Below are 13,201 nucleotides of genomic sequence, written 5' to 3' on the forward strand. Positions count from 1 at the left end.
TGAATTGGTCTTTTCGCCTTGCTGATTGACCAGCACAAACGCACAAGCCCTACTTCTTGCCTGCCTCGGCCGTGTAGGAGGAGTAAAAGCCGCCCCAGGCACTGTGCTCCTGGTAAATCTGGCCCAGGGCCGCGCCTTCCGGCTTCTGCCAGTCGCCGAGTAGCTCCGAGCCCAGCGACACCCACGAGGTGAGCACGGCCCCGGCCTGGGTGAGGCGCGACATGGCAGCTTCCTCCACCAGCTTTTCGTTCGAGCCCGAACAGTCCACCACCACGTACACTTCGTAGCCTGCTTTGAGCGCGTCCAGGGCCAGGTGAGTGGTGCAGTTGTCGATGGAAATGCCGGCCAGAATCAGCTTTTTGCGGCCGGTCTTTTTCACCGCTTCCACAAACCTGGGCTCCTGCCAGGCACTCACTGTGTGCCGCTCGATGCGCGGGGCATCGGGTAGGTACTGAGCCAGGGCCGGGTAAAACTTGCCCCGGAACCCGCCCTCGTCGCCGATAACCAGCGTGGGAAGCTTAAAGAGCTTGCCGAGTTTGGCCAGGGCCGTCACGTTGTTGTTGAACAGGCTCTTGTCGATGGTTTTCAGGCCGGGGTCGAAGCCGGTGAGAAAGTCCACCATCACGAGCACGGAATTTTGCGGGGTGAGTTTATCGAGGTAGTTGGCGGGCGGCGCGGCCTTTGGAGCGGCTTTAACCGGCGGGTCGCCGGCCAGAGCGACGGGTAGGGTGAGCAGGCTGGCACCGGCTAGCAGCAGAGCGGAAAACAGAGAACGGGTTTCCATGGGGCAAGGAATGAGGGTTGACGAAGCGGAGTAAAAGGATGCGTTGCAGTCGCAGCCTGTTTTCGGGTAAGCCAACAGCTGTGCCAGGGCGAGGCGGGCAAACGCAACATTGCCCATTATCGGCTCTAATGCCCCATTCAGAGCTGATTTTAAGCTGAATTGCTTGATGCTTGCCCCTGGAAAAGCTGGAGCCGTTGCTCCATTATAATGGGGTTCCCCACTTTAGTTCTCCATTATATTGGAGACCGTGAACGTGTGTCCTGTTGCTTGTTCTGGTTTCGTATTTTCGATAAGTGAAACTAAAAGCGAGGCGCCCCACGCCCTTCACAGTCATGACAGCAAGCGAATTATCCCAGGTACTGGACCTGAGTACGGCCCTGGCCACGGTGCGCGACCAGGACGCGCTGCTGGCCCTGGTGGTCGAGAAAATCAAGCCGCTGTTTGATTTTGAGGACTGCGGCATCTTCGCTGTCAGTTCCGACGGGCAGCGCCACCGCGACCTGGCGGCCGTCATGCCCGCGGTCAGCGCGTCGGGCTGGAACGACTTCCTGCGCGCGCACAACGCGCCCGAGCTGGCGCACCCCAACTCGCCCGTAGAATGGATGCTGGCCGAGCTAGCTGCCCACGGCAGCCCGCGGGTGTTTGACTTTCAGGTCCTGCGCGCCCGGTTCCCGGACTACCTGCAGTTTGAGTACGAAGGCATCGGCGCCTACCACGACTGCCTGGCGGCGCCCTTGCGGAGCCGGGGCCAGGTCTTCGGGATGTTTTGTCTGAACGCCTTGCGCCAGAACCACTTTCTGCCGGCGCAGTTTCCCCTGTTTCAGGCCGTGGCCGAGCAGGTGGCCGTGGCGGTGGCCAACATCTTAGCCAACGAGGAGATATTGGCGCGGGAGCGGGAGAAAAACGTGTTGCTGGCCGTAAGTGAGACGATTGCTACGGTGCGGGAGCGGAAAGAACTGGTAACCACCATTATCAATACGGTCAAGCCCATCCTTCCCGTCGATGACACCGGTATTCTGATTTTGGACCGGACTGGCGAAACCTGGCAGGATTGGACGAACGTGGACAATTACCAAGGGGGCCTGGCCGCGGCTCAGTTGCAACAGCTGGGGTATGACCAGTGGCAGCCCGTGGATGCCTTTTTGGGGCACACCCTGAATCATTCCGGCATCATGTCGATGGCGCAATTTCGGGAGCACTACCCGGAGCACCCCTTCGGCCCGGTGATGTGGGAAGCCGGTCTGCGAGAGTTTATTTTCACGCCTTTGGTCAACGGCGGCAAAAAGCTGGGGGTGCTGTTCTTCGATTCCGAACGGGAAGGCACTTACACCCCCGGCCATCTGGCGCTGTTCAAGGCCATTGCCGACCTTATTGCCACCGCCGTCGCCAATGTGTTGGCCAATGAGGAAATACTCGAACGGGAGCGCGAGAAAAGTGTGTTGCTTTCCATCAGCGAAACGATTGCCACCGTGCGCGGCAAGGAGGACTTGCTGCGGGTCATCGTTACCAAAATCAAGCCCCTGCTGCCGTTTTACGATTGCGGCATTCTGGTCGTGGATAAGCAGCGGCAAAGCTATTTTGATTTGGCGGCCATGCACCCCGCCATCGATGATTCGGTGGTGAATCATCACCTGCACCAGGCCCGAATTTATGACACGGGTGGATTGCCGTACGCCGGCTCCGGCGTGGAGTGGCTGGTGCAGCAACTGGAAGCTACCCACCGCCCGGTGTTGTTTGACTACCAGGACAATACTAATCGTTTCAGTGATGCGGAATTATTGGCTACGCTTCAGCAACAAGGCTATCAGGAAGGGTTGGCGGGCTTGTTGAAAATCGGGGGGCGGGCCTTTGGCTGTTTCATGCTGAATGCCAAGCAGCGGGGGCAATGGCGGCCGGAACAGTATCCTTTGTTCCAGAGCATCACCGAGCAGCTTTCCGTGGCGGTAGCCAATATTCTGGCCAACGAAAACATCCTCAAGCGGGAGCAGGAAAAGAACCTGGAGCTGGCCGTAAACAATGCCTTGGTGAGCAGCAAGGACCGCGAAAGCCTGTGTCGCACCCTGGCCGGGCAGATGAGCCAACTCGTGCCCTTCTCTTTCTTCGTGCTCTGCACCTGGAATCAGGCAGAAACCACGCGCTACCAGCTCACGCTTCGCCGCCAGCCGGACGGCGCGTTCACGTCGGTGCGCCGCGAGGTGCTGCAGTTGGCGCCGCCCGAACTGACCCTGCCGGAGCGGGACGAGCTGTTTGCGCAGCCCGGCGTGTACGCCGGCCCCGACTACGATGCCCTGTGCGCCCGTTACCCGCTGTATCACTTTGTGCGGGACCATTTTGGCCTGCATTCACAGCTGCGGCTCTCGCTGCGCAGCCGCACGGGCGTGCTCACGTCCATCGTGGTGTCGGGCCCCGGCGCGCAGGATTTTCGGCCGGCCGACTTCGACAAGCTGCAACACCTGGTGCCCCAGATTACGCTGGCCCTCGACAACCTGCTGGCCTTCGAGGACCTGGACCAGCAGCGCCGTGAAAAAGCCGCGCAAGTGGCCGTCACCAACGTGCTAACCAGTACCTTGTCCTTCAACGAGCTGGTGCCGGCCCTGGCCGGGCAGCTGGAGGCCCTGGTGCGCTGCGACCTGGTGCATTTGTGCCTGCTGCCGCCCCGCGCCGTGCCCGATGCCGACGTGGCCGTGGTGCGCGATAACGGCCAGTTTCGGCCCCTGACCCGCACTCAGGTGCAGCCCCAGCTGGCGGCCGAGGCCCTGGACACGTCTTGCGCGCAGCTGCAGGAGCTGGCCGCCGCGCCCCGCCTCTACGTGGGCGACGAGCTGCCCGCGGCCATTGAGGCAGTGCCCTTGCTGCGCTATTTCTACGAGCAGCAGGCCATGCGGGCGCTGCTGCTGCTGCCGCTGCGGGTGGGCGGCGAGCTGGTGGGCGGCCTGCTGATGGGCCACCGCTTCGCCTACGCCTTCACCGACCGCGACCGGGCCTGCCTCGAAGCCGTCGCCGCGCAAATGGCACTGGCGTTGGGGCACCGCTTCGCCTTCGCCGAGATTGCCTCCTTGCAGCAGCAGCTGGCCCACGAAAACAGCTACCTACAGGACGAAATTAAAACCACCCACAACTTCGAGGAAATCATCGGCACCAGCCCGCCGCTACTGGAGGTATTCCGGCAGGTCAGCCAGGTGGCCGGCACCGACACGACCGTGTGCATCGGGGGCGAAACCGGTACTGGCAAGGAGTTGATTGCCCGCGCCCTGCACAACCTCTCGCCCCGCCACGACCGGCTGCTGGTGAAAGTAAACTGCGCCGCCCTGCCCGCCCAACTTATCGAAAGCGAATTGTTTGGCCACGAGAAAGGCAGCTTCACCGGCGCCCACGAGCGGCGCCTCGGCAAGTTCGAGCTGGCCGACGGGGGCAGCATCTTTTTGGATGAAATCGGCGAGCTTCCCCTGGAATTGCAGGCTAAGCTGCTACGCGTGTTGCAAGAGAAAGAAGTGGAGCGTGTGGGCGGTAAAGGCCCCATCCGCACCGACGTGCGCATTGTTGCCGCTACCAACCGGGACCTGGCTCAGGAGGTACAGGCGGGTCGCTTCCGCCAGGACTTGTACTTCCGCCTGATGGTGTTTCCGTTGGTGCTGCCGCCCTTGCGCGAGCGGAAAGAGGACCTGCCGGCCCTGGCCAACCACTTCCTGTTTCAATTCGCCAGGAAGATGGGCAAGCCCCACAAGGGCCTGGCCCCGGCCGCCCTGCGCGAGCTGATGGCCTACGACTGGCCCGGCAATATCCGCGAGTTACAGCACGTTATTGAGCAGGCCATTATCGTCTCCACCAAGCCCTTGCTGGAGCTGGCCCGGCCCCTGCGCCCAGCCCCTGCCGCGCCCGCGCCCGCCCAAGTCGCCGAAACGTTCCGTCTGCAAAGCTTGCAGGAGTTGGAACGCAAGCACATCGTGGCTACGCTGGGCTACACCAACGGCCGCATCCGGGGCCGGGGCGGCGCGGCGGGGCGGAATTGCTCGACATCAAAGCCACCACGCTGGAAGCACGGATGAAGAAACTCGGTATCGGCAAGCACTACGTGGTAAGTGTAGAAGCAATTCCTCACTGATTTGCTGCGCACTATCTGCAGCAGCATTTATGACTTGCCACTTCCCAGCACCACCGCCTCGGCGTGCTTCACCAGTCCCGCCAGCAGCCAGCGAAACGTGAGGTCCGGCGCGGGCTGGGTAACAGTGGTAGGCGTGGCGTTGGTGGCCAGCAGCAGGCAGGCGGCCGAGTACAGATTTTCGTGCATCAGTCGCCGGCACAGGATTTCATAGCGCTGGGCGTAGGACGTGCCGCCGTGGGGCGTGACGAAAACCGGGTCGACGGCGAAGTAGGGTTGGTTGAGCTTGACGGGGGCGTGGACTCCGGGGCAGTCTTCCAGCAGAAACAGGTAGCCCAGGAACGGGCGCGGACCGGGCCCGAAGCGATGCTCGCGGTAGGCTTTCCATACGTCCTCGGCGCTGCCTACCGCTTCTTCCACGCGGTTGTTGGCGTTGTTGCCGAAGGAGGGGCCGACCTGGCTTTTGAACTCCAGGGCGGCGATGAGCTGGCCGTTGGAGAAGATGAGCATGTCCCATTTCTTCTCGGGGCGGTAGTAGCCGGGAATCTCGAGGCGGCCCTGGGAAGTGGCATCTTCGGAGCGGCCGATTTTGATGTCGAGGTTGGGCAAGCCCACCAGGCGTAGCGCGCGCACGATGAGGACTTCGAGGGCCCCCATCTGGCCGCCGGCGGTGACGGCGCTGCGGGTGCCGGCGTCGAGCTGGCCGGTGGCCTGCTGCCGGGTGCGGGCCTGGTCGCGGGCATCCCAGTAGTATTGCACGGCTTGCTGCAGTTCGGCGTCGAGGTTGTGGAAGAGGTTGTCGAGCGGAGTGGACACGGGGGGAGTAGAATTAAGTGGCGGGCCAGAGGTGGCCGATGCCGTACACGGCCACGGCGGCGGCGGTGGCGGCGGCTACGTCGCGGGTGCGGAAAGCCTGGCGCAGCGCGGCGGCCTGGGATGGCGGGATGGCGGCCGGGGCCGGCACCCGGATTTTGCGCAGGTACTGGGCCTGCATTCGGAGGTAGCCGCCGCGCATCTGCACCCCGTAGCACTCGATGAAGAAGGTTCCCAGGTCGCTCAGCAGCAGCCCGCCTAATACTTCGAGGTCCCAGATATCGGAGGTGATGAAGTAGAGGTTATGGTCGGGGTAGGTTTCGCCGCGGTCGAGCACCGGAAAGAGGGTGTTCTTGATGTCGGGAACGTATAATTTGGGGCGGCGGTAGAGTTGCTCGTCCACTTTGTCGATGGTGCGGTGCCAGGCGGCGGGGTTCTTCTTGGCCACGTGCCGCCCAGCAAGCTGGGCGCGGTGGGCACTCAGGTGGGCCTGCAGGCGGGGGTGCTGAGCCAGGTCTACCAGCTTGCCTTGGTGCCATGGTGTGATGAGCCACTGGCCGCCCCAGGTGAGTTGGCCGGTGCGCACGTCGGCAGGACGGGCCAGGCGCAGCTGGTGAGCGGGCTCGACCTGGTCGGGGTTGGTGGTGAAGAACACGGCATCGGCCCCGGTGGCTACGCCGATGCCGACGCGGGTGCCGGTGGCAGCGGCTACCAGCGGCTCGAAATGCTGCTCCAGGTAGGCCAGCAGCGCCATGCGGGCCGGTGTGGTGCGCGTCCAGGGCTCACCGGCCGGGAACCATTCGAGTACCTGGGCGGCCGTGAGGCCGGGTACAGGTGCCGCGCCGGTGGCATGGCGCACGGCGGCCAGATGAGCAATAATTTCAGCGGTGGGAGCCTGCTCCAACTCGGCGGCGGCACTGGCTACCACGGCTGGTCCCTGCGGCGCTTTACGAATGACGGAAATAGCTGGGTAGGCGCTTACCTCTTCTTCGAAAGCCGCCGTGTGGTGCATTTCAATTAGCGTTTCGACGGCGAAACCGCTGGTGATGTAATGGCGCAACGTTTCGCCGTACTGGTTCACCATCCAACGGTCAGCGCAGATGAAAGCGCACACACCGCCGGGCTGCAGCTGCCGCAAGGCCGCCTCGTAGAAGCCCACGTACAGGTCGGCGCGGCCTCGCATGGTGGGAAACAGCTGGCGGTATTGCGTATTCTGCGCTTCGGGAATACTCTCCACCCGCACGTAAGGTGGATTTCCCAACACAAAGTCTACACCGCATGGAGCGGGCTCGTCGAAGAGTTGAGGCGGCCGGGTAGTCCCCGCCGTGGTCCGGCCTATAAATAGCAGGTAATCGGCTTCAACAAGCCAGGCGTTGAGTAGCACTTCGGCATCGGTGTCTGACACGCCGCTGGCCTGCAACAACCGAAGCAGCTTGCGGCGGCACTGCCGAAGGGCAGCAGCATCCACGTCGTAGGCTCGAACGGAATCGAGACAATCAAGCCACGGACGCCCCTGCTTACGGCACGAATCGAGCAGGCGCGCCACCATTGGCAGCAGAAACGCCCCCTCCCCCGCCGATGGCTCCACGGCGCGGGCGTCGACCAGGTTGCGCGGGGCGGCGTAGCCGGCCAGGTCGAGCAGCAGCTCCACGACCCAAGCGCGGGTATAGATGGCCCCTAATGACGGTTCAGCGAGTACTTCCATAAGCAGATTCTACCGGTAAAGTACGGCTAAGCTTCCAACTTGCGGGCGACGCCGCCAGATTTGCTGGCATCGTTGAGCCGCTCTTCCAGCCGGTTCATGTCCTCCCCTACCTTGTGCTCCACCACTTTGGCGTAAATCTGGGTAGTTCGCAGGTTTTTGTGGCCTAGCATCGAGCTAACCGTTTCAATGGGCACCCCGTTGGTGAGCGTGACGGTAGTGGCGAAGGTGTGGCGCGCAATGTGGAATGTCAAAGGCTTTTTGATGCCGCACACGTCGGCAATCTCCTTCAGGTAGGCGTTGAGCTTCTGGTTGCTTTTGACGGGAAGCAGGCGGCCAGCGGCCAGGCACTCGGGGTCTTCGGCGTACTTGCGCAACACGGCCAGCGCCGGGGGCAGCAGCGGCACGTTGGACTTGGTGTCAGTCTTGTTGCGCTGGGTCATTATCCACTTCTTGCCGTTGATGCCAGTCAGGATGTGGTCGGGCGTGAGCTTGAGCACATCGGAGTAGGCGTAGCCGGTGTAGCAGGAAAAGATAAAGATGTCGCGCACTTCGGCCAAGCGGCGCATAGTAAAAGGCTTCTCGGCCAGCAGCTGCAGTTCTTCAGGCGTGAGAAATTCGCGCCGCGCTTCCCGGGTGGTGCACCGGAAATTCTGAAATGGATTTTTGTCGAGCCAGTCATGGGTAACGGCAACGTTAGCCACCTTCTTGAGGTACTTCAGGTGGCCCATCACCGTATTATGGTCGAGGGCCTGCTCGGTTTTGAGAAAATGCTCAAACTCGGTAGCGAAGCGGTGGTTGAGCTGGCTCAGGGCCAAGTCGGACCGGTTGTGCTGATACTTGAGAAAAGCCCGAACCTTACCCTCTGTGACGCGGTAATGGCGGGTGGTGGCCCGCACGAAATCTATTCCAATACGCGCCTCGGCTTGCGTGTTGTAGTAATCGAGCAACTGCAGCAGCGTTTTGGCAGGGGTAACTTTCTCGAGGAATGTGTTTTTTAACAGTTCGGCCGTCACCGGCTCGTCGCCATTCAGAAGTTGTGTAAACTGCTTGTTGAGCTTCGCCCGGAGCGTATCCAGGTACGCATTTAGGGTTCGGGCGTCCTCTTTCGTACCTTTAAGTTTACCCGTGCCGCTGTCCCACCGGGTCGGGTCAACGCTTCGCTTGGCAGAAATTTCGTTCCGCTGAACACCCACCGTGAGGCGAATGTAAATAGGTGCTTGGCCAGTTGCAGCGTCAATTTTGGACGTACGGAGGAAGAAAAGGGTGTTGAGGCCGTGGCTCATAGCTAAGCTAAAAATTCAGTTCACCAGTGGGCTAGCAAGTAACGTCATGAGGGCTGCGGGTTTGCCTGCACCAAACCCCCTTGCCTTCTGAAAAACAATTACTTACCTGCATTCTGGTGACCTAAGCACCAAACTGACTTTGAGTTCACCGCTGGGTACACCTTTTCTTTGAGTTTGGGTGAACGGATTGGGTACAAGATAAAACAAAAAAAGCCCCAAATCATACGATTTGAGGCTTTTTGTGTAAGTTTGATACTCACTTTGTGATCCCGCTGGGATTCGAACCCAGGACCCATACATTAAAAGTGTATTGCTCTACCAGCTGAGCTACAGAATCATTTATTTGCAACTGGAAAACGCCTTCCTTGATTGCGGGTACAAAAGTAGAGGAGCGCTCCTTAACCACCAAACGTTTTGCTTAAAAAGCTGCATCTTTTTTCTTTTCTGGACCTTTTTCAGTCAACCTGTTCTGGCCCAAAAGAATACCTCTGTTCTCGCTAAGGCCGATTCTTTATTTGAGGCTGGCGCTTACGGGCGAGCGTACCCATTATACCGGCAAGTATTGCGGCAGGAGCAATTAGTCTCGACTCGCCTGCTGCTGCGTATGGCTTATATTCAGGAAGGCTTGGAGCATTATCCGGCAGCGCTTTATTATCTGAGTCTTGCGCAAGCGCGTCAGCCTCGGGCCACAACCTGGCGCAAGATGACTGAACTAGCCCAAAATTATCGCCTCACCGGCTACACTGATACTTGGCAACAACAATTGCTTATTACTCTTCGCCGCTACTACTATCGCGTGCTACAAGTATTATTGGTGGGTGCGGTAATAGGCGGTACGCTGCTTTTGGTACGCTACCGCCAGGCAGGAAGTGGCTGGTTGTCAGTTTATACCGGCTATATAGGACTGACAATCGTGTATTTAAACATCTTTGGGCCGGAGAAAGTAGGCATCGTGTCCCAATCTACCGCTGCCCTGATGGCGGCTCCCAGCCCTGGCGCTACTTGGCTGACCACCGCCGCCGCCGGCGACAGACTAGTTGTAGTAGGCCAGCGCGACATCTGGTACGAAGTGCAGTGGCGCGGACAGTCGGCCTATATTCGGCGCCATGATTTGATGCTTGTCCAATGACTAAAAAGCCCCCCAGTCACTTATAATTAGCGACTGGGGGGCTTTTTTAGTCCCTAGGCAATCCTACTTAATAGGCGAACCTTCTTCTTTGCGGAAGTGGTTGAGCACCAACTTGTCAGTAAGGGAAGGCAGCCACTTATTAAGAAACACGGTCAGCTTGCCTTGGCTCGTGAGCACTAGGTCGCGGCGGCGCTGCTGTACGGCGCGCAGTAGGTGGCCGGCTACTTCTTCGCTGCTCATCATCTGTCCCTCGTCGCGGGGCGATTCGCCCTGGGCGGAGCCATCGGCAGACAGGGCAGTTTGACGGATATTGGAAGCGGTAAAGCCGGGGCAGGCTACCAATACGTGCACACCCTGGGGTAGCAACTCTGTACGTAGAGCTTCCAGGAAGCCTTGCATCGCAAACTTGGAGGCTGAATAGCCTGTACGGCCGGGCAGTCCGCGGTAGCCGGCGATGCTGGAAATGCCAACGATAGAGCCTTTGGCAGCCAGAATATGAGGTAAGGCAAACTTGGTGGTGAAGACGGTGCCGAAAAAATTGGTTTGCATCAGCCGCTTAATCACTTCCAAATCAGCGTCCTGAAACAAGGCGCGCATGGAAATACCGGCGTTATTAATCAGCACATCCAGGCGGCCGAAAGCGGCTACCGTTTCCTCGACGGCGTGGGCTGAGTCGGCTTCGTCGCCCACGTCGGCGCGCACGGTGCGGTGCTGGATACCGAGCTGAGTGAGCTGCTGGGCGGTTTCGGCGAGCTTAGCTTCGTCGCGACCCGTGACGACGACGCGGGCGCCGGCTTGCCCGAATACCACGGCACACGCCCGGCCAATGCCCGAGGTACCGCCGGTGATGAGCACTACTTTATCTTTCATATGCAGGTGGTGAAGTGGCGAAATGGTGAGCGGTGACTGAGTGGGTAGTAGGTCTCCTCCTGCTACAACTGGGCATGTCGAACTACAAATTTACTTATTCGCTTACTCGCTCGCTCACCTCTCAATCTTTCACAACTTCACTACTCACCATTTCACCATTCCCTACCTTTGCACCCGTGACTACGACTGCTAAAAAACTCAAGACGGAGGGACTCCGCGAAATTGAAATTACGACGATGGTGGCCGAGGGCAAATGCCTCGTGCGCCATGACAACCTGGTCATCTTCGTGACCGGCGTAGCGCCTGGCGACGTGGTGGATCTGCGCATTATCAAAGCCAAGAAAAGCTTCCTGGAAGCTGTGCCCACGCGTTTCCACAAATACTCCGACCTGCGCGTGGAGCCGTTTTGCCAGCACTTCGGCACCTGCGGGGGCTGCAAGTGGCAGCACCTGGGCTACGATACCCAGCTGCACTACAAGCAGCAGCAGGTGGAGGACACGTTGCAGCGCATTGGCAAAGTAGAAATGCCCCCCGTGGCTCCCATTCAGCATTCGCCGGCCCGCACGTATTACCGCAACAAGCTCGAATACACCTTTAGCCACAACGGCTGGCTGACCAACGAGCAGATTCAGTCGGGTGAAGACTTTGAGCGCCGGGTGCTGGGCTTCCACACCCCGGCCCGCTTCGATAAGATCATCGACGTGCAGCACTGCTGGCTCCAGCCCGAACCCTCGAATGAAATCCGGTTGGCCGTGCGCAACTACGCCCACGAGCACGACTTGCCCTTCAATAATCTGGTGACGCAGGAGGGCTTCTTGCGCAACCTCATCATCCGCACCGCCAATACGGGCGATTTGATGGTGATTTTGCAGTGCTATTACCGCCACGATGCCCTGGAGCCGCTGCTGGATTATCTGCACCAGAAATTCCCGGAAATCACCTCGCTCAACTACGTGCTCAACAACAAAGGCAACGAAACTTTCCACGATTTGGAGGTGGTGTGCTACCGGGGCGAGCCGCACATTCACGAAGAAATGGAAGGCCTACGCTTCCGCGTGGGGCCGAAGTCTTTTTACCAAACCAACTCGGAGGGCGCGTATAATCTTTATAAAATTGCCCGCGACTTTGCTCAGCTAACCGGCAATGAGCTGGTGTACGACCTATACACCGGCGCCGGCACCATCGCCAACTTTGTGGCCCGTCAGGCTCGCCACGTAATTGGCGTGGAATACGTGGAGCAGGCCGTGCAGGACGCCTACGTGAACTCCAAAATCAACAATATCACGAACACGGCCTTTTTCGCCGGCGACATGAAGGACGTGCTCACCGCCGACTTCACCGCCCGGCACGGCCGCCCCGACGTCATTATCACCGACCCGCCCCGCGCCGGTATGCACCCCGACGTAGTGCAGCGCCTGCTCGAAATGCGAGCCCCCCGCATCGTGTACGTCAGCTGCAACCCCGCCACCCAAGCCCGGGATTTGGAACTGCTAGACCCCGCGTACCGCGTGACGCGCGTGCAGCCGGTGGATATGTTCCCGCATACCCACCATGTGGAGAATGTGGTGGCGCTGGAGTTACGGTAAAAATGACCTGTATGAAGAGTTATACCTTGGCTTCAACACTCGCATTACTTATAGGCTGGGGCACAGCCATGTTATACAATAATGCGTTTTCACTTTGGGGCCTCGGAAACTTAAAAAGTTACGATCTAGAGTCTGTTGCACTCTGGTCTTTCTCATTTGTCATGATTGCTAACGGTCTTTTTATTCAACTCCCAGAGAAGCTCATTAGCCGTTTTTGCCGTTCTCATGAGCAACACATATTCTTGATTGCATCCGGTTTCTATGCTCTTACTGCTTTTATGTTATTAGTAGGATGGCCATTTCTCGTTTTTAATTTAGGAATAATCTTTCCTGGTTTCTGGGTGCTATTTGCGGATGCAGCAATAATTGGTTTAGGGTTCGGAATATGTTTCCCACGTCTTTGGAAGTACTCTGTACCCTCATAACTCCTAAATACATGGACTATTCTAACGACCCCGAATTGAACGGCAAATACCTCGGCACCATCACCAAGGATTTCGCCACCGTATCGGATACGCTGAAAGAAGCTTCTTATCAAATTCGGAAGCGGGAGATTTCGAAGTATCCCATCTTCGTGTTTGCCCGCCAGGAGGTGCCGCTGGGGGGCCTTTTGGTGAATGCCGACGAGCTAAATCTGGAGTGGCACGTCTTCGCCTCCTACCTCGATGTATTTGTGCAGCAGCGCGTTATCAGCCCGGAAGGTATAGAGGCCTTCGAGCAGACCTATAAAGACCCGGAAGAGTATTGCTGCTTATTTGTGCTGGACGACGAGTTCACGAACTTCGTGTACGTGCCCTACCCGGAGGACTAGATCACAGATTGCCGCTGATTTTGCGCGGATTACACTGATTCAGAAGCTAGTAGAAGATAATTGCAAACTACTACAAACACAAGAAGGACCAGTAGTACTGGTCCTTCTTGTGTTTGTAAGC

At 58.9% G+C, this 13,201-nt stretch carries 10 protein-coding genes and 1 tRNA gene; 5 read left to right on the forward strand and 6 right to left on the reverse strand.

The features are described from left to right. Positions 1-49: 49 nt before the first annotated feature. Positions 50-784: an isochorismatase family protein gene (locus MKZ35_RS09135; RefSeq protein ID WP_482512931.1), complete on the reverse strand. Its 735-nt coding sequence runs from the start codon at positions 782-784 to the stop codon at positions 50-52. Between the two features lie 332 nt (positions 785-1,116). On the opposite strand from MKZ35_RS09135, the gene MKZ35_RS09140 reads away from it, so the two are divergent. Further along, positions 1,117-4,830 carry a sigma 54-interacting transcriptional regulator gene (locus MKZ35_RS09140; RefSeq protein WP_482512933.1) on the forward strand — a complete coding sequence of 1,238 codons (3,714 nt, stop codon included), beginning with the start codon at positions 1,117-1,119 and terminating at the stop codon, positions 4,828-4,830. A gap of 83 nt (positions 4,831-4,913) precedes the next feature. Here MKZ35_RS09140 and MKZ35_RS09145 read toward each other — a convergent pair whose 3' ends face one another. The 4 genes from MKZ35_RS09145 to MKZ35_RS09160 all read right to left on the reverse strand — a co-directional run bounded on the left by MKZ35_RS09145 (position 4,914) and on the right by MKZ35_RS09160 (position 9,021). Further along, positions 4,914-5,699 (reverse strand): PaeR7I family type II restriction endonuclease, encoded by a 786-nt coding sequence (locus MKZ35_RS09145; RefSeq protein ID WP_482512934.1) that lies wholly within the window; start codon positions 5,697-5,699, stop codon positions 4,914-4,916. Positions 5,700-5,712: 13 nt separating this feature from the next. Continuing rightward, complete coding sequence (locus tag MKZ35_RS09150; RefSeq protein WP_482512936.1) at positions 5,713-7,401, reverse strand: Eco57I restriction-modification methylase domain-containing protein; 1,689 nt, start codon at positions 7,399-7,401, stop codon at positions 5,713-5,715. Positions 7,402-7,427: 26 nt separating this feature from the next. Beyond that, positions 7,428-8,684, reverse strand: a complete 1,257-nt coding sequence (locus MKZ35_RS09155) for a site-specific integrase (RefSeq protein WP_482512938.1) — start codon at positions 8,682-8,684, stop codon at positions 7,428-7,430. A gap of 264 nt (positions 8,685-8,948) precedes the next feature. Next, a tRNA-Lys gene (locus tag MKZ35_RS09160) sits at positions 8,949-9,021 on the reverse strand. 267 nt (positions 9,022-9,288) lie between these two features. Here MKZ35_RS09160 and MKZ35_RS09165 point away from each other — a divergent pair. Beyond that, positions 9,289-9,813 (forward strand): hypothetical protein, encoded by a 525-nt coding sequence (locus tag MKZ35_RS09165; protein WP_482512940.1) that lies wholly within the window; start codon positions 9,289-9,291, stop codon positions 9,811-9,813. A gap of 63 nt (positions 9,814-9,876) precedes the next feature. On the opposite strand, the gene MKZ35_RS09170 is transcribed toward MKZ35_RS09165, so the two are convergent. Further along, positions 9,877-10,683 carry an SDR family oxidoreductase gene (locus MKZ35_RS09170; protein WP_482512941.1) on the reverse strand — a complete coding sequence of 269 codons (807 nt, stop codon included), beginning with the start codon at positions 10,681-10,683 and terminating at the stop codon, positions 9,877-9,879. A 176-nt stretch (positions 10,684-10,859) separates the two neighbouring features. Here MKZ35_RS09170 and rlmD point away from each other — a divergent pair, with 176 nt between their 5' ends. Genes rlmD through MKZ35_RS09185 form a run of 3 tightly spaced genes read left to right on the forward strand, consistent with a single transcriptional unit; the run spans position 10,860 to position 13,080 of the window. Beyond that, positions 10,860-12,269, forward strand: a complete 1,410-nt coding sequence (gene rlmD / locus MKZ35_RS09175) for a 23S rRNA (uracil(1939)-C(5))-methyltransferase RlmD (protein ID WP_482512942.1) — start codon at positions 10,860-10,862, stop codon at positions 12,267-12,269. 26 nt (positions 12,270-12,295) lie between these two features. Next, complete coding sequence (locus tag MKZ35_RS09180) at positions 12,296-12,694, forward strand: hypothetical protein (protein WP_482512943.1); 399 nt, start codon at positions 12,296-12,298, stop codon at positions 12,692-12,694. An 11-nt stretch (positions 12,695-12,705) separates the two neighbouring features. Further along, the gene (locus MKZ35_RS09185) at positions 12,706-13,080 is read left to right on the forward strand and encodes a hypothetical protein (protein ID WP_084446795.1); all 375 of its coding nucleotides are present in this window, start codon (positions 12,706-12,708) and stop codon (positions 13,078-13,080) included. The last annotated feature ends 121 nt before the right edge of the window (positions 13,081-13,201 follow it).

Source organism: Hymenobacter sp. R533113 (assembly GCF_056835965.1).